Origin of the sequence: Micromonospora sp. NPDC126480 (genome assembly GCF_040302465.1) — a bacterium.
Classification (GTDB): Bacteria; Actinomycetota; Actinomycetes; order Mycobacteriales; family Micromonosporaceae; genus Micromonospora.
Map to the genome: position 1 here is coordinate 1 of NZ_JBEORU010000009.1, position 15,949 is coordinate 15,949.

Here is a 15,949-nt window from a genome sequence, read left to right on the forward strand (position 1 = left end):
CGCCGCGCGGATTCTCGCCCGCGCGCCCCGCGGGGGGGGGGGGGCCCCCCCCCGGGGGGGGGGGGGGGCCCCCCCCCCCCCCCACCCCCGGCTCCGACGCGCCTACGGGGAGGGTTGGCGCATCCAGTCCGACGACACCCGGGACCTGGCACCGGGTTCGCCGGACCCGGGACCGGCCCAGTCGGAGCGGCCGGCCCAGCTCGACCCGGCGGCCGGAACCGGGTCCGGCTCCGGTGTGCCGCCCGGCCGGCCGAGGCCGAGACCGTCCACGCCGACCGGCCGGCCGGTCTGCTTGCTGGCCGGGAGGATGTCGTCCGGGGTCAGCGCGGGGGGCTCTTCGGCGGCCGGTTGCGGCCAGCGCCGCCACCGGTGGACACTGCCGACCGCGACGATCATCAGCGAGCCCACCAACAGGCTCGTTCCCGTCCGCACCGGGGTCATCAGGTCGACCTGGTAGCCGCCCAGGGTCACGGTGTGGTCGAGCAGGGTCGTCACCACGTCGGGGCTGACCAGCAGAAGCAGGTAACTGGCCGAATAGGCCGAGCCGGCGAGCAGCGCGCCCAACGGGGAGAACCGCAGCGTGGCGATGAGCCCGAGCAGGATCCCGGCGGCCACCAGCACCAGCACAGGTCGGACGAGGTCGTTGGTGGCAGGTACGCCGCCGTCGGGCGCGTCCGCGAACTCCCGCACCGCCCGGTCCTGGCCGGCGGCGAACAGGACCCACGAGATCGGTCCCACGACGGCTGCGGCGAGCACAGTTCCCAGGTGTCGCATCCGGGCAACATACTGATCTTCCTGCTCAGCCAGCATGTTCGCTAAGGGAAACTTAAGGTCATGGTGCCCGTGGAGGAGACAGAGGTACGGCGCACCGTCGAGGCGGTGTGGCGGATGGAGGCCGGGCGGGTGGTCGCCGGCATCGCCGCGATCGTCCGTGACGTCGGCCAGGCCGAGGAGTTGGCGCAGGACGCGCTTGTCGCGGCGCTGGAGTCGTGGCCGCGGGACGGCGTGCCGGCCAATCCGGGGGCCTGGCTCACCACGGTCGGCAAGCGGCGGGCCGTCGACGCGGTGCGCCGCCGGCAGACCGGCGAGCGGGTCCTGGCCCAGCTCGGCCGGGACCTGGACGAGCGGGTCACTGTCGACTTCGACGCCGCCGTCGAGGAGCGGATCGAGGACGACCTGCTCCGGTTGATCTTCGTGGCCTGCCACCCGGTGCTCACGCCGATCGCCCGGGCCGCGCTCACGCTGCGGCTCGTCGGCGGCCTCACCACGGCCGAGATCGCCCGCGCGTTCCTCACCACCGAGTCCACCGTCGGCCAGCGGATCACCCGGGCCAAGGCGGCGCTCGCCGAGGCCCGGGTGCCGTTCGAGGTGCCCGGCGCGGCCGAGCGCGCCGAGCGCCTCGGCTCGGTGCTGGAGGTCGTCTACCTGATCTTCAACGAGGGGTACGCGGCCACCGCCGGCGACGACTGGATGCGGCCCACTCTCGTCCAGGAGGCGCTGCGCCTGGTGCGCCAGCTGCAGGGGCTGATGCCCGACGAGCCCGAGGTGCACGGCCTCGCCGCGCTGCTGGAGATCCAGGCGTCCCGCGTCCACGCCCGCACCGGCCCCGCTGGCGAGCCGATCCTCCTCAACGACCAGGACCGCACCCGCTGGGACCAGCTGCTCATCCGTCGCGGGCTGGCCGCCCTCGACCGGGCCCGCACCGACCACCCCGGCCCGTACGCGGTCCAGGCCGAGATCGCGGCGTGCCACGCGCGGGCGCGTACCCCGGAGGAGACGGACTGGGCGCGGATCGCCGCCCTCTACGCGGAGCTGGCCCGGCTCGTGCCCTCACCCGTGGTGGAGCTGAACCGGGCCGTCGCCGTCGCGCAGGCCGACGGACCCGCCGCGGGCCTGGAGGTGGCCCGGGCGCTTGCCGACGAGCCCGCGCTGGCGACGTACCACCTGCTGCCCAGCGTGCTCGGTGACCTGCTCGCCAGGCTCGGCCGGCACGACGAGGCCCGGCGCGAGTTCGAACGCGCCGCGGCGCTCGCCGGCAACGCCCGGGAACGGACGCTGCTGCTGTCCCGCGCCGCCGAGTGCGGCTCGAAAAAATCTTGAGCGGGGATGTCGGATCCGGCGCGGGCCGGTCGACGCGTCAGTGAAGGCCCGAGCCGGGCCGCCCTACCTGGAAGGATCCTGAGATGCGCTACATGCTGACGCACAAGCTGGACGAGAACGAGCCCCGCGCCTTCGACCCGAGCCCGGAGTTCATCGAGAAGATGGGCGCCTTCATGGAGGAGGCGACCAAGGCCGGCGTCTTCCTCGCCGGTGAGGGCCTGGAGAAGAGCAGCAAGGAGTCCGGCCGCATCACCGCCGACAAGGGCCGGGTGACGGTCACCGACGGGCCGTTCACCGAGACCAAGGAACTGATCGCGGGGTTCGCGATCCTGGAGGTGCGGGACAAGGACGAGGCGATGGAGTGGGGCCGGCGGTTCACCAACCTCTTCATCGAGGACGGCGTCTACGTCGAGGTGGACGTCCGCCGGGTCTTCGAGTTCCCGGGGGCCTGATCAGGTCGGGGGTGCGGGCGGCGGTCGCCCGCACCCCGGTCACGGGGACACGGCGGCGGACCGCGGAGGGGTCAGCCGGCCTCGGTCACGTCGCCTTCGTGGAGCCGGTGCCCGAGTAGGGCCGAGAGCCGCTCCAGGTACTCGTCGACCTGAGTGAGGGCATATCCGCGCAGCGCGATGGGCAGGGCGACCCGCTCGCGGTCCAGTTCCGCCTTGGCCTGCTCGATGCGCGGCACCTCGCCGGAGGCCAGCGCCTCGTCGCACCGCCTGATCAACCCGTCCACCCGCACCATGTCGTACCCCCGCAGGGACGCCGTGAAGATCGGCGGCTCGAACCGCTCGCGGCCCGCCGGGTCGACCTCGGTGGGTGTGGTTCCGCCGGGGCCCTGCCGGCTGACGCCGACGAACGCGACGCCCAGTACGAGCGCGAGGCAGCCGGCGACGACGATGGGGATGGAGTCGCCGGCCGTACCGACCAGCAGCCCGAGAACACCGGATCCGATGAGCACGATGCCGAGCGTCGGCCGGCTCCTGGACTGTTCCACGCTCGTACCTCGATCCGCTGAGGGGTGTCGGAGGGCAGCATGGCACGGCCGCACAAGCACCCGGAAGAATCTTGGGCGGGGATGTCGGATCCGGGTCGGCCCGATCGACGCGTCAGTGAGAGACCACCGACGAGGAGATCGAGATGACCAGTACGACGCTGACGCGCACCGGGACCGCTGTCCCGACGACCACTCTGCTCGCCGCCGGAATGGCCGCTGGCCCGGTCTTCCTGGGCCTGTCCTTCGCCCAGGTGTTCACCCGGGACGGCTTCGATCTCAGCCGGCAACCGCTCAGCCTGCTCGCTCTCGGTGAGCACGGCTGGATCCAGATCGCCAACTTCGTACTCTCCGGCCTGCTGACCCTCGCCGGAGCCGCCGGGCTGCGGCGGGCCCTGCGGGGTCGCCCGGCCGGGGCGTGGGGTCCGGCGCTCGTCGCCGTCGCCGGCGTCGGCCTGATCGTGGCCGGCGTGTTGACGGCCGACCCGAGCATGGGCTGGCCGGCCGGTGCCCCGGAAGGCTCGCCCGACACGATGAGTTGGCACTCCGTCGGCCACGGCGTCGGGGCGATGCTGTGCTTCGGGTCGTTGACCGTCGCGTGCCTGGTCCTCGGGTCCCGCCTCGGCCGCCGCTGGACGGTGTTCTCGCTGCTGGTGGCGCTGGCGACCGTGGTGGTGATGGCCTGGCCGGACCAGGGCAGCATCAGCATCCGGCTGGCCGTCGGCTCGGCCCTCGTCTTCGGCTGGCTCACCGCCGTGTCCGCCCACATCCGCGCACAGCGGTCCTCAACGCAATCCCGGCCCGAGCCTTCGACCTGAAGCTCGACGTGCGTTTCTGGCCTCCGGCTGACGCCGCCTGACCGGTGCCCCGTCGATGGGGGCAGCTCCACAGGCGCCCGCCACCGACATTCCGCTCGCGACGAGAGGGCCCGCCGTCGGCCTACGACCCCACAGTCACCCGCTCGACGGGCGCGGCGGCGAGCGGCCGGAACGTTCGGCGGGCCAGGGTGCCCGGCCACCAGGTACGGCGACCGAGATCCAGCGCCAGCGCCGGGACGAGCAGGCTGCGCACGAGGAACGTGTCGAGCAGCACCCCGACACTGATGATCACCGCAGTCTGCACCGACGGCACCAGCGGCAGCACGCTGAGCGCGCCGAACGTGGCGGCCAGCACCACGCCCGCGCTGGTGATCACCCCGCCGGTGACGGTCAGCGCGTGCAGCACGCCGGGCCGGTGCCCGATCCGCGCCGCCTCCTCGCGCGCCCGGGTGACGAGAAAGATCGTGTAGTCCACGCCGAGGGCGACCAGGAACAGGAACGTCTGCAGCGGGATCCCGACGAACAGCTTCGGGTGACCCGTCGCCTCGAGGATCAGCCCGGCCGCGCCCATCGCGGCCAGGTACGACAGGACCACGCTGGCCAGCAGGAGCAGCGGCGCGACAAGCGCCCGCAGCAGCAGCACCAGGATGACGAAGACGACCGCCAGGACCAGCGGCACCACCGTCCGGTTGTCGCGGTCGACGGTCCGCTCCTCGTCGATCAGGTACGCGGTGTCGCCGCCGACGAGGGCCTGCGCGTCCGGCACCGCGTGCACCGCGGCGCGGAGCCGCTCGACGGCGGCCAGCGCCGCGTCGCTGTCCGGCGTGTCGGCCAGGACCGCTGGCACCCGCACCCAGCGGCCGTCCGGCGACGCTTCCGGCGCGCCGACCTCGGCCACCCCCGGCACGGTACGCGCGACGGCCGCCACCTGGTCGGCGGTGCCGGCGGCGGCCAGGATCTCGGCCGGGGCGACCGTACCGTTGGCGTAGTGCGCCTCGATCATCCGCTGGCCGGTGATCGAGCCGACCTCGGTGGTGAAGGTCTCCTCCCCGGGCAGGCCGATGCTGAGGTTGCCGATGCCGAAGCTCAGGGCGACCAGGGCCGCCGCCGTACCGATCCACACCGGGCGGGGCCGCCGCCCGACGAATCCGGCGATCCGCCGCCACACCCCGTGCTCGGCCGCCACGTCGAGGTGGACGGCGTCCGGCGAGTATCGGGGCACGAACGGCCAGAACAGCCACCGCCCGAAGATGACCAGAACGGCCGGCAGCAGCGTGGTCATGGCGAGGAACGCGGCGGCGATGCCGACCGCGCCGACCGGGCCGAGACCGCGGGTGGACGGCAGGTCCGCGGCGAGCAGGCAGAGCAGGCCCAGCGCGACGGTGGCCGCGGAGGCGGCGATCGCACCGTACGACCGGCGCAGCGCGACCGCCATCGCCGCGTGCCGGTCCCGGTGCCGGCGCAGCTCCTCCCGGTACCGGGCGACGAGCAGCAGCGCGTAGTCCACGCCGACACCGAACACCAGCACGGTCAGGATGCTCTGGCTCTGGAAGTCCACGGCCAGGCCGGCGTGCTTCGCGAGCAGGTACACCACGGCGCCGGCGAGCTGGTTGGCCAGCGCGACCGTGATCAGCGGGATCAACCACAGCACCGGGCTGCGGTACGTGATGAGCAGCAGCAGCGCGACGGTGCCCGCGGTCGCCAGCAGCAGCGCGCCGTCCATCCCCTCGAACGCCTCGAAGACGTCGTCCTCGGCGCCGGCCGGCCCGGTCAGCGCCGTCCGCAGGCCGGCCGGCGGGTTCTCCAGCCGTTCCTTGATCGCCGCGACCGCGTCGGCGCGCTGGTCGGCGTCCCCGGCGACCGGGAAGGAGAGCAACAGCGCCTGCCCGTCCTCGCTGGGCACCGGCGGGGGCACCTGACCGCCGTCCGCGTACGCCTGGAAGGCCGCGCGGTCCGCCTCGACCCTGCCGCGGTCGGCGGCGGTGAGCCCGCTGTCACGGACGTAGACGGCGATGGCGAGCGGCTTCGCCGAGTCCGGGAACGCCTCCTCCGCCCGCTGCGCGGCGCGCTTGGCCTCGGCGGTCGCGGGCAGCGCGCCGAGCGCGTCGTTGTCCTGCACCTCGGTCAGCTTGACGGCGAGCGGCCCGGCCGCCGCCATCAGGACTAGCCAGAAGACGAGCAGCGCGTACTTGCTGCGGCGGCCCGGCGCCAGCACGGTTCTCTTGGTCGTGGTCATGCCTCCGATCCTTCGAGCGGGCCGGGCCGGAGACAGGAGTGCCAGGTCCCGTCCGGCGGTGGTGGTAGCACCACCGATTCCGGCGGCGGGCGTGGCGCAGAATGAGCGCCGTGGACAGCTCCGTACGTGCCGTGGTGTGGCGCCTGGTGCGGCCCGGCGTGGTCGCCGCCGGGCAGGGCCTGGCCGTGGCGCTGCTCTGCCTGGGCACCAACCTGGTGCTGTTCGCGCTGTCGGTGGTGTCGCTGGCGCTGATCCCCGTGTTCGGGATCGGGTTCGCGCTCTTCCCGGCGGTGACCGTGCTCGTGCGTTGGGCGCTGACGTTGCAACGCCGGCTCAGCCGGTCAAGTCGGGCGCCGATCGCGTCGCCGTACCAGCCGGCGCCGGCCGGCGCCCCGCTCGGCACCTGGCGGCGGTTCCGCTGGGTGGTCGGCGACCCGGCCACCTGGCGGGACTTCGCCTGGCTGGTCCCCGGCGCGGTCACCGGCGGGGCGTGCCTGCTGGCGTTCGCGCTGCCGGCGTACGGCCTCGAAGGTGTCCTGCTGGTGCCGGTGCTGCTCCACGTCATCACCGACTGGTACGGCTACGGCGTCTTCTGGCCGATGGACAACTTTGTGCAGGCGTGGCTGTCCATCCCGCAGGGCTGGCTGATCCTCGGCGGCGGGCTGGCCGTCGCGCCGTGGCTGGTGTGGCTGCACTTCCGCTTCGCCGGCTTCTTCCTCGCCCCGACGCGGGCGCAGGAGCTGGCGCTGCGGGTACGGCACCTGGCCGCCACCCGCGCCGACACCATCGACACGCAGGCCGCCGAGCTGCGCCGGATCGAACGCGACCTGCACGACGGCGCGCAGGCCCGGCTCGTGGCGCTGCGGATGAGCATCGGCCTGGCCGAGGAACTGCTGGCCCGGGACCCGGCGGCCGCGCAGCGGCTGCTGTCCGAGGCGCAGGAGAACAGCGGCCACGCCCTGGCCGAGCTGCGCAACCTCGTACGCGGGATCTACCCGCCGGTGCTCGCCGAGCGCGGCCTGGACGGCGCGGTGCAGGCCCTCGCCCTCACCGTCACCCCGCCGGTCGAGGTCGACGTGGACCTGCCCGGCAGCCCGCCGGCGGCGGTGGAGTCGGCGGCGTACTTCGCGGTCGCCGAGTTGCTGGCCAACGTGGCGAAGCACAGTGGAGCGTCGCGGGCCCGGGTGGGCCTGTCGCACCGGGACGGCGCGCTGCGCGTGGAGGTCGGTGACGACGGGCGCGGCGGCGCCTCGTTCGACGCCGGCAGCGGCCTGGTGGGTGTGCGCCGCCGGCTGGCCGCCTTCGATGGCACGATGACCGTCACGAGTCCGCCCGGCGGACCGACCGTCGTGACCATGGAGCTGCCGTGCGAGTTGTCATCGCGGAGGATCTCGCCCTCCTCCGGGACGGGCTGACCCGCATCCTCGACGCGTACGGGTACCAGGTCGTCGAGGCGGTCGCCGACGGCCCGTCGGTGCTGCCGGCGCTGACCCGGCACCGGCCCGACGTGGCCGTCCTCGACGTACGCCTGCCCCCCACCTTCACCGACGAGGGCCTGCAGGCGGCGCTCGCCGCCCGCCGGGAGCTGCCCGGCCTGCCGATCCTCGTGCTGTCGCAGCACGTCGAGCAGCTGTACGCGCGGGAACTGCTCGCCGATCGCGGCGGGGGAGTGGGTTACCTGCTCAAGGATCGGGTGTCGAACGTCGGGCAGTTCGTCGACGCGGTACGGCGGGTCGCCGACGGCGGGATGGTGATGGACCCGGACGTGGTGTCGCAGCTGCTGGCGCGGAACGCCGGCGCCGACCGGCTGGGGGAGCTGACCGCGCGGGAGCGCGAGGTGCTGGGGCTGATGGCCGAGGGGCGGTCGAACGCGGCGATCGCCGGGCGGCTGTACGTGACCGAGAAGGCGGTCAGCAAGCACATCAACAACATCTTCAGCAAGCTGGGGATGCCGCCGTCGGACGACGACAACCGGCGGGTGCTGGCCGTGCTCGCGTACCTGAACGGGTGAGCCGGTCTCTCACCGGCGCGGCGAGGCGAGGCAGGCCAGCGCGGCGTCCAGGTGCGCGGTTGCCTGTTGGCGCACCGGCTCGTACTCCTCGTCCGGGTAGCAGCGGGTCGCGTCCTCGGTGAGCAGGATCAGGTCCAGGTAGATCTGGTAGAGGCGCAGGCGGTCCCGTTCGGCGTCGGTCAGGTCGTCCCGGCCCAGGTAGCCGGGGAGCAGGCCGGGCACTTCCGTGGGGTCGACGAAGTTCGCAAGCGAGACCAGCTCGGCGATCGGATCGCCGTAGAAGGCGCGCTCGCCGTCGATGAACCCGTCGATGGCGAAGCCGTTCCCGTCCGGCCGGACGAAGATGTTGCCATCCCACAGGTCGAAGTGGACGAGCGCCGGGCGGGTCACCTCGTCGAGCAGGTCGGCGTGGCGGTGGATGAGCCGGCCGATCGTCTCCGCGGGCGCCGGCAGCCGGCGGTCGTACGCGACGGCGTCGGCGAGGATGTCGTCGATGATGGCCAGGAAGGAGGTCCGCCAGCTCGCCGAGCGGGTACGCCCGTCCCGGCGCGGGTAGCCGAACAGCTCCCCGGTCACCGCGTTCAGCCGGGCCGCCCAGCCGCCGATCTCGTGGCGTACCGCCACCAGCTGCGCCGGGCTCATCGCCTCCTTCGCGGTGTTCAACGACTCGCCGCGCAGCCGGTCCACGATGAGGTAGCCGGCGTCGACGTCCGCGGCGCGCAGCGCGGGCAGCGGCAACCCGGCCCCGGCGGCCCGCCGGTAGAACTCGACCTCGGTACGCATCAGCTCGACCTCGTACCGCAGCAGCGGCAGCTCCGGCGGGGGCGCCACCTTCACCACCAGCTCGCGCCCGTCGGCGAGGGTCACGCCGTACGTGGCGTTGAACCAGCCGTCGGTGTACTCGACGACGTCGCGCAGTTCGATCCCCGCGCCCAGGGCCTGCCGCAGCAGGCCGTCGAGGTCGTCCCGGGACAGGTCGCGCTTGGTGATGCTCCGCACGCCGGGGAGCATCGCACCCGTGGGAAGGCTTCCACAACATCCGTACGTGCGGCGGCGGGCAGGTCGGAGCTGCGAACGGCTTCAATGTCCTGGCGAGGTTGGGCATCACGTACGAGGGTGACCACGACTCCGACGGCGTGGTCGACGTGGTGGAGCTGCGCTTCGGCTCCAGCCCGCTGCTTGTCGACTCCGACGGCGACGGGCTGACCGACAAGTTCGAGATCACCGAACTGGTCGGCTGGACCCGGCCCAACACGCCCGACAGCGACCAGGGCTCGATCGCCGACGGCGCGGAGGACGTCGACAACGACGGTTTGACCAACCTCCAGGAACAGGACCTGGGGACCTCGCCCACCAACCCGGACACCGACGGCGACGGGCTCAACGACGGGGCCGAGCTGGCCCGGGGCACGAATCCGCTGGTCGCCGACCAGCTGCGCGCCCCGCCGCTGCCCGGCGAGGCCCCACCGATCGAGACCAACCCCACCCTCACCGACGTCGACGGCGACGGGTTGGCCGACATCTTCGAGGAGGAGCACGGCAGCGACCCCGCCAACCCGGACTCCGACGGTGACGGCCTCTCCGACGGCGCCGAGGTCGACCAGTACCTGATCAACCCGATCGCCGCGGACACCGACGGCGACGGTCTGCGGGACGACTACGAGCTCGCCCACATCGTGGACCAGGGCCTCGACCCGGCCATCCCCGACGAGCGGGTCAGCAAGTGGACGTACGTCAGTGACTTCCTGCTCGGCCTCTTCGCCGGCGATTTCGCACCCCGCGACTCGATGGCGTGGCTGTCCGGATACCTCTGCTCCGGCGGCCTGAGCCTCATCCCGGTGGTCGGCTGGGTCCTCGGTGGAATCGCCGACATCCGCGACACGATCGCCGGGGTCATCCACGGCGACTGGGTCGGTGCCGGGCTGAGCATCATCGGCCTCGTCCCGTACGTCGGCGACGCGGTCGCCATTCCGGGCAAGGCCGCCAAGTTCGTGCTCCGATACCTGCACCGACTCGACCCGGTGATCCGGTTCGTCGCCAGGTACGACAAGATCCCCGACTCGGTCAAGCGCGAGACCATCCGGCTGATCCTGCTCGGCAACTACGGCAAGCTGACCGACGCCGGCCTGAGCGAAGCGGCGATCATCCGCCTCGCGAAGGGGGCGCGGACGAGCCTTCCCCGGCTCGCGGACGCGCTCTCCGATCCGCTGCACCGAGCCGGTGCGGCCGCGCCCTGGCTGCCCGGTGCCACCGCCGGGGAGAACTGGTTCGCCTCGTTCCTCAGGTCGGAAGGGAAGTTCGGGGCCCGCCCGCCGGACACGGTGACCGAGACCCCGCTGGGCAAGCGCCACCCGGACTACATCGAGGAGCGGCCGGACGGTCTTGACGTCGCCCACGAGGTCAAGACCGGAATGCCGAACTACAGCAGGGAAGACACCTTGAAGCAGTGCCGCAAGGACGGCTACCTCAGGCGGTCCGGGCTGTTCGCGGACGTCGTCTGGCACTTCCTGCCGTACGGGCCCGGTGACTCGCTTGGGGTGCAGGACTACCTGCTGCAGTGTCTGCGGGAAGAGGGCATCCCGTTCACCATCCATACCCGCCGCGTGAGAGCACCGGCCGGGGAACCGCCACGGCGGTTCCCCGGCCGGCGTCGTCAGCCGGCCAACTCGGTGCGCAGCCGGCGGGCGAGCTGCCGGTGTGCGGCGGAGAGTGCGTCCACGGCCAGGGCGAGCATCTCGTCGGCCCGCAGGGCGCTGGCCAGAGTCACCTCGAACACCTCGCGATCCTGGTGCTGCGCCTCCGTCACCTCGGGGCGCCCGGCCAGTGCCGCCAGGACGAGATCGTCGTCGACCACGTCGGGGCCCGTGTCGACCACGGCCATCAGCTCCTCGGCCAGACTCACCGCCCAGGAGACCCCGTCGTTGGTGCCCACCGTGACGCCCGCCAGGAACTCCTCGCGGCTGAGCGCCAGGTCCGGGTCGCCCGGCGAGAAGACGAGGTCGACGAACTGCCGTGGCGCCCGGTCCAGCGCCGCGGCGACTGGCGGTCGGTCCGCCAGTCGAGAGCCGTTGTACTCGTCCCAGCCTTGGTGGGAGCTGCTCGGCGACACACCCGGCACGGAGTAGCGACGGCGGCGCAACCAGGACATCAGGTCACTGTCCGACAGCGGACCCGCGAGCGCAAGCGCCGGGCTGACCGACCGCCGGCTCGGTCGACCCTTGATCCATATTGGATGAACAATTGTCGGCTAGCCGACAGGTCTTCACTACGGTCTGGGGGTCCCGCCGGCGGGACCCGCCTCGATAGTGTGCGCGGAGCCGCGAGGGCCGCTCACCCTCGGCTAAGCGATTCGACTGGGGGTGGTGGCCATCCTGCTGTACGTGCAGATCGCGGGTTCCCTTGTTGCCGGCGTAGCCGCCCTCGGTGGTGCGCTGCTGGCGTTTCGTCGGATCAGCCGGGAGCTGCCGCCCAGAGGCCTGCGCGGGCTGGCGTTGTTCTGGCGGATCGGACAGAGCCTCCTCTTGCTGCTGTCGCTCGGCCTGTTCGGCACACTGACAGTGGCGGTGGTGCGCCACGAGCAGTGGTCGTGGCCGGATTCAGTCGGTGTCGTCGAGAGCATCATGTTTGCGCTGGCGAGCCTCGTGCTTGTCGTGGTCGACCTGACGCACTGGCTTCGCCGTTCGAGCGCACGGCCTGGTGACCGGCCGAAAATGGCGCCGTCACGCACCACGCTGGTGGGGGCGGTCATGGTTGCCACCGCTGGGGCGCTGGGCTACGCGGTGGTCGACGGAGTGGGTCGGTTGACGACGGCCGAGGGTGTCGAGGGAACAGCACAGGCCGTGACCCAGCTGCTCCTGCTCGCCGCCGCGTCCGGCCTGGTCGCGTTCGCGGGGGTCGAGTTCGCCAAGCGTCTGTCGCCGCTGCGTGCCAACTTCAACGAGACGGAGGTGACGCGGGTCTTCGGACGGGACCTGCACGAGACCCGCCACGTCCTGCTGCGGCACTACGCGGAGATCCTGGCTGGCCCCTGGGATCCTCCGTCTCGTCGTTGGACCGAGTCGGTGTCACTAGTACTGTCGGCGCGATGGTCGTACGACAGCACCATCCCGCAACTGACGGCGCAGATTGCTGCCGCGCATCGTGACCTGGTGTTGACCGTACGCCAGGATCCCGGTCTGCCGACCTGGATTATGGTGCGCGTGTTACGGACGGTCACCGGCGACGACCCCGTGGTGGGACGCTTCCCGGAGGAGCGTGACGACTCCGGTGCCGAATACGACGAAGGCTCGACCGCCATCGACGAGGCTGATTTGCAGGCCGACTGGAGGGAACGAGTCCAGGACGATCGGGACCGAACTCTCGACGAGCTGGTCGAGCGGCGGATGGACCTCTTTCAGGTCGAGGCGCTCGCCCGTTGGCGTTCCCGGCTGCGGCTGCTGTCGGCTACCTTCGCCGGTGCCGTCGCCGCCCTCGCCGCCGCTGTCACCACCTCGGCGGTGTCTGCCGTCCTGATGGCGGCGCTGCTCGGCATGGTTGTCGGCGGTCCAATCTCCTGGGTGGCTCGGGATCTGACCCGGGTGGTTGAACGGCGGGCGCAGTTCTGATGACAGATGCATCGTTCGTTTTGACCACCAGGTGGCAAGCGCGCGGCGGTAGGACCCGCTTAGCCGTCCAAGAGGAGGTGCGCCCGGACCATGCCAGGCCCTGGTTGATATTTATCCATGGGCACAATGTGGACCGTGCATACGCTCTAGAGCAGTGGAGAGTCCTGCGGCGCACTCTGCACGTGCCGGCTCAGCTACAGGTGGGGTTGTTCCTGTGGCCCAGCGACTTGTGGCGAAACCGGACGATGTCCAAACTGGCGTACCCGGCGGTGACCGAACGCGCCGCCAATGTGGGGCGAATCCTGGCCAGTTACCTCGGGCCGCGCAACGATCGGGTGATCCTTATAGGGCATTCGCTCGGCGCGCTCGTGGCGGTGAACGCTGCTCGGGAATTGCTGCCGGAGCGACAGCCCCTGCAGGCGTTCGTCCTGCTCGGGGCCGCGATCGCGGTGGATGACATGACGTGGCCCGGCGAGTTCCACCGGGTGCCGTTGGCTGGACGCGAGGCGGTGGGCTTCTGCCCTGAAGATCGCGTACTGCGGTCGGTCTTCCGACCCGGCCAGCGGTTTGCCCGGCTGTTCCGACGGGCCAGCGAGGCGGTAGGCCTGCACGGTGAGCCACGGGAAGCTCGGGACTGGCTGGCTCGGAGAACCCGGGTCAGCGACCACAGCTACTGGAGATCCGAGGAGTCCGCTGCTCTGGTGTCGGAGGTGTTAACCGCCCCGCCAACAGGCCGGGCACCCGACTCATGGACCCTTCGTGACTGGCCGGTACCCGGCTGGGACGTTCCTGGATGATACGGAGTTCGGAGCCATCCATGACGACAGACGACCTCGCCCCGCTCGAAGAGTCGATCCGGTCGTGCATCCAGCAGCACGACCCCCGGCTCGACTCGGTGTTGTTCAACGGTGGGACGGTGCTAGCCCTCGCGGCCACGATCTCAGCCACTGCCGTCACCTGGTCGGGCAGTCTGAGCTGGCTACCCCGTGCCCTCACCGGTTTCGCCGCCTTCCTGATCGGTCTCGAGCGTGCTCTCAACTTCGGCGAGCGGTGGCGCTACCACCGAAGGCGGCGAGACGCGTACCAGTCGCTGCTGGACAGGTTGAACCTCGCGCGGGCCGTGAAAGGTCCAAAACGGGAGGAACTCCTGGACCGCCTCGTCGACGACCTTGACCGGTTGCGTACGAGCGAGGGAGACATCCCGTTGGGCAACGGCGGATCGCCGTAGCGTCCGCCAAAGAGCGACCTGGCCCGCCAGTGTGATCAGCGGAAGGCCGGCGAACTGCTTGAACGGTGTCGCCCCGCCGCCCTGTTCGCCGAGGAGTCCGGCCAACAGGGTGTATAAGTATTATCCAAGGAGGCCGGGTAATGCTTATATCGACGACTGCTTGGCAGGCCCTGACCGAAGTCGGTGTCGCGCTCATCCCGCGCGGCGCCGATCGCGTGGAGCTGACGTACGGCGAAGCCCGGGACACGCTGACTGTCGTCGCCTCACCAACCCCGCTGAGGCCCCGTGACATCGCTGCTCTGATCAGCCGCCATTCAGAACCTTGTCTGGTCATCGTTCCGACGGCTACGCCCGGCGTCCAGAAGGCGGTCGAGGCGGCGGGCTGGTCCTGGTTGGCCGAGGACGGGCAGCGGATCACGGGTGTGCTGCGCATCGACAGCGAGCGAATCCCGCTTCACCCTCCGGTGGAAGCGGCTAAGCGCTCCGCCAGGACCGGTCCGGTTCCGTGGGGAACCTTCACCCTGATTCGTCGGATGATCCAGCGTCCGGACATCACCCAGCGGGAACTGGCGGCCCTGGTCGGCGTCTCCCAGCCCCGCGTGTCCCAGGCCCTGCGTGCGCTTGCCGATGAAGAAGTCGTGTGGCGTACGTCGAGCGGGTGGACGGTCCGGGACATCGATGCGGCGATCCGGTGGTGGCTGGCGACCTATCCGGGGCCGGGCGGAATCAGCACGTACTGGTACGGCTTGGCACCCGCCGTCGAGCAGGCCCGGACGGTCGTCGCGGCCGCCCCTCCCAGCGTCGTGGTTTCCGGCGACGTAGCGGCCGACGTCATCGCTCCCTGGCGTGCCCCGACCCGGGCCGTCCTCTACGCCCGCACCGGAGTGGACCTGGCGGCTGCCGGCTTCGTGCCCGCTGGTGAGGAGGAGGCGACGCTCGAATTCACCGTGCCGCGAGACCCCGGTCTGTGGCGGCCCGCCGGCATGGAGGTGACCGCGACGACCGGACTTCCCCTTGCCGACCCGCTTCAGGTCATCTGGGACGTGCGGCGTTCGCCGGGCTCCGACAGCGAGGAGGCGGCGCAGAGGGTGTGGGAGGTTCTGCGCCGCCGTCACCGGGACCGGGGACACGCCGCATGACCGAGCCGATACCGACGAGTCCGGTCCCGGCCGAGCCTCGACCTGTCTTCGTCACGTCCACCAGCCGGGCCGCCGACGCCGGTTTTCTGACGCTTGCGGACCTGTCGCAGATCACCACCTCCCTCGACCTGGACTACCGGATCGTCGGTGGGCACATGGTCACCCTGCTCGTGGCGCTGCACGGCGTCTCCGCGCAGGTGCCGCTGCGCGAGACCGCTGACGCCGACTTCGCCGCGTTGCCCACCGTCATCGCCGACCCTCGCCTCCCGGCCGCTCTCATCGAGCGCGGCTACCGGTCCCGGGAGGCAGCCAACCGATTCACCCGCGACGCGGATGATCCAGACGGTCGACTGAGTCTGGTGATCGACATCCTCGCGCCGTCGTATCAGGGTGCGTTGGTGCCCAACCAGCGCCACGGTGATCTGGTGGTCGACGAGGTGCCGGGCCTTGTGTTCGCCCTGCACCGGCCCGCCGAGTTGCTGGACGTCCATGTCCGACTCACCAGCGGTGAGGGCCTGCGCCTGCGCCTCGCGCTCCCCGACGTGACGTCCGCGCTCTGCCTGAAGGCGCTCGCCTACCGCGGACGATTCGCCGCGAAGGACGCGGTCGACCTGTGGCGGCTCATCCACGCGGCGTACGCCGCCGGGCTGCGAGCCGCTGACTGGCCGGTCAGCGTCACCGGTCGCCAGGCCGCAGACGTACTCCACCGCTTCTTCGGCACGCCCGCCGCGGCCGGCCTCAAGCAGATGTCCACCAACCCGGCGGACCGTACGCGGATGCAGGCCCTGGTCCGTCAGGTGGTCCCGGTCGGGTAGTCGC

Annotated in this window: 15 protein-coding genes; 11 read left to right on the plus strand and 4 right to left on the minus strand. The window is 71.6% G+C overall.

Translation table 11 applies throughout. The features are described 5' to 3' along the window. Positions 1–102: 102 nt before the first annotated feature. Positions 103–774 carry a hypothetical protein gene (locus ABTW87_RS10630; protein ID WP_350650562.1) on the minus strand — a complete coding sequence of 224 codons (672 nt, stop codon included), beginning with the start codon at positions 772–774 and terminating at the stop codon, positions 103–105. A 69-nt stretch (positions 775–843) separates the two neighbouring features. Here ABTW87_RS10630 and ABTW87_RS10635 point away from each other — a divergent pair, with 69 nt between their 5' ends. Both ABTW87_RS10635 and ABTW87_RS10640 read left to right on the plus strand, forming a co-directional pair. Beyond that, positions 844–2,100, plus strand: coding sequence for an RNA polymerase sigma factor (locus ABTW87_RS10635; protein ID WP_350650563.1), 1,257 nt, complete (start codon positions 844–846; stop codon positions 2,098–2,100). An 83-nt stretch (positions 2,101–2,183) separates the two neighbouring features. Then, the gene (locus ABTW87_RS10640) at positions 2,184–2,552 is read left to right on the plus strand and encodes a YciI family protein (RefSeq protein ID WP_350650564.1); all 369 of its coding nucleotides are present in this window, start codon (positions 2,184–2,186) and stop codon (positions 2,550–2,552) included. 71 nt (positions 2,553–2,623) lie between these two features. Here ABTW87_RS10640 and ABTW87_RS10645 read toward each other — a convergent pair whose 3' ends face one another. After that, complete coding sequence (locus ABTW87_RS10645; RefSeq protein ID WP_350650565.1) at positions 2,624–3,097, minus strand: hypothetical protein; 474 nt, start codon at positions 3,095–3,097, stop codon at positions 2,624–2,626. Positions 3,098–3,240: 143 nt separating this feature from the next. Between ABTW87_RS10645 and ABTW87_RS10650 the strand changes: the two genes are divergently transcribed. After that, positions 3,241–3,912 (plus strand): DUF998 domain-containing protein, encoded by a 672-nt coding sequence (locus ABTW87_RS10650; protein ID WP_350650566.1) that lies wholly within the window; start codon positions 3,241–3,243, stop codon positions 3,910–3,912. Positions 3,913–4,033: 121 nt separating this feature from the next. On the opposite strand, the gene ABTW87_RS10655 is transcribed toward ABTW87_RS10650, so the two are convergent. Then, positions 4,034–6,148 (minus strand): MMPL family transporter, encoded by a 2,115-nt coding sequence (locus ABTW87_RS10655; RefSeq protein WP_350650567.1) that lies wholly within the window; start codon positions 6,146–6,148, stop codon positions 4,034–4,036. 101 nt (positions 6,149–6,249) lie between these two features. On the opposite strand from ABTW87_RS10655, the gene ABTW87_RS10660 reads away from it, so the two are divergent. Further along, positions 6,250–7,563 carry a sensor histidine kinase gene (locus ABTW87_RS10660; protein ID WP_502891564.1) on the plus strand — a complete coding sequence of 438 codons (1,314 nt, stop codon included), beginning with the start codon at positions 6,250–6,252 and terminating at the stop codon, positions 7,561–7,563. After that, a complete protein-coding gene (locus tag ABTW87_RS10665) occupies positions 7,515–8,159 on the plus strand; it encodes a response regulator (RefSeq protein WP_350650569.1) in 645 nt (214 codons plus the stop codon). Before ABTW87_RS10660 ends, ABTW87_RS10665 begins: the two co-directional genes overlap by 49 nt. 9 nt (positions 8,160–8,168) lie before the next feature. Here the strand turns inward: ABTW87_RS10665 and ABTW87_RS10670 are convergent, their stop codons facing one another. Beyond that, positions 8,169–9,158, minus strand: a complete 990-nt coding sequence (locus tag ABTW87_RS10670) for a phosphotransferase family protein (protein WP_350650570.1) — start codon at positions 9,156–9,158, stop codon at positions 8,169–8,171. A gap of 98 nt (positions 9,159–9,256) precedes the next feature. Here ABTW87_RS10670 and ABTW87_RS10675 point away from each other — a divergent pair, with 98 nt between their 5' ends. From ABTW87_RS10675 to ABTW87_RS10700, 6 genes are all read left to right on the plus strand, one after another. Beyond that, entirely contained in the window at positions 9,257–11,284 is a 2,028-nt protein-coding gene (locus tag ABTW87_RS10675) for a hypothetical protein (RefSeq protein WP_350650571.1), read from the plus strand. A gap of 237 nt (positions 11,285–11,521) precedes the next feature. Next, entirely contained in the window at positions 11,522–12,763 is a 1,242-nt protein-coding gene (locus ABTW87_RS10680; RefSeq protein ID WP_350650572.1) for a hypothetical protein, read from the plus strand. Beyond that, positions 12,763–13,560, plus strand: a complete 798-nt coding sequence (locus ABTW87_RS10685; protein ID WP_350650573.1) for a DUF726 domain-containing protein — start codon at positions 12,763–12,765, stop codon at positions 13,558–13,560. The genes ABTW87_RS10680 and ABTW87_RS10685 overlap by 1 nt, the downstream gene beginning before the upstream one ends. Before the next feature lie 20 nt (positions 13,561–13,580). Continuing rightward, on the plus strand, positions 13,581–13,991 hold the full coding sequence (locus ABTW87_RS10690; protein WP_350650574.1) for a hypothetical protein: 411 nt from the start codon (positions 13,581–13,583) through the stop codon (positions 13,989–13,991). 140 nt (positions 13,992–14,131) lie between these two features. Then, positions 14,132–15,130: a winged helix-turn-helix transcriptional regulator gene (locus tag ABTW87_RS10695; RefSeq protein ID WP_350650575.1), complete on the plus strand. Its 999-nt coding sequence runs from the start codon at positions 14,132–14,134 to the stop codon at positions 15,128–15,130. After that, complete coding sequence (locus ABTW87_RS10700) at positions 15,127–15,945, plus strand: hypothetical protein (protein ID WP_350650576.1); 819 nt, start codon at positions 15,127–15,129, stop codon at positions 15,943–15,945. The genes ABTW87_RS10695 and ABTW87_RS10700 overlap by 4 nt, the downstream gene beginning before the upstream one ends. Positions 15,946–15,949: the final 4 nt, after the last annotated feature.

Bases quoted from the DNA above. Each gene is read 5' to 3' on its own strand.
- ABTW87_RS10630 (WP_350650562.1), bottom strand. From the start codon at position 774: ATGCGACACCTGGGAACTGTGCTCGCCGCAGCCGTCGTGGGACCGATC.
- ABTW87_RS10640 (WP_350650564.1), top strand. From the start codon at position 2,184: ATGCGCTACATGCTGACGCACAAGCTGGACGAGAACGAGCCCCGCGCC.
- ABTW87_RS10650 (WP_350650566.1), top strand. From the start codon at position 3,241: ATGACCAGTACGACGCTGACGCGCACCGGGACCGCTGTCCCGACGACC.
- ABTW87_RS10655 (WP_350650567.1), bottom strand. From the start codon at position 6,148: ATGACCACGACCAAGAGAACCGTGCTGGCGCCGGGCCGCCGCAGCAAG.
- ABTW87_RS10660 (WP_502891564.1), top strand. From the start codon at position 6,250: ATGAGCGCCGTGGACAGCTCCGTACGTGCCGTGGTGTGGCGCCTGGTG.
- ABTW87_RS10685 (WP_350650573.1), top strand. From the start codon at position 12,763: ATGACAGATGCATCGTTCGTTTTGACCACCAGGTGGCAAGCGCGCGGC.
- ABTW87_RS10690 (WP_350650574.1), top strand. From the start codon at position 13,581: ATGACGACAGACGACCTCGCCCCGCTCGAAGAGTCGATCCGGTCGTGC.
- ABTW87_RS10695 (WP_350650575.1), top strand. From the start codon at position 14,132: ATGCTTATATCGACGACTGCTTGGCAGGCCCTGACCGAAGTCGGTGTC.
- ABTW87_RS10700 (WP_350650576.1), top strand. From the start codon at position 15,127: ATGACCGAGCCGATACCGACGAGTCCGGTCCCGGCCGAGCCTCGACCT.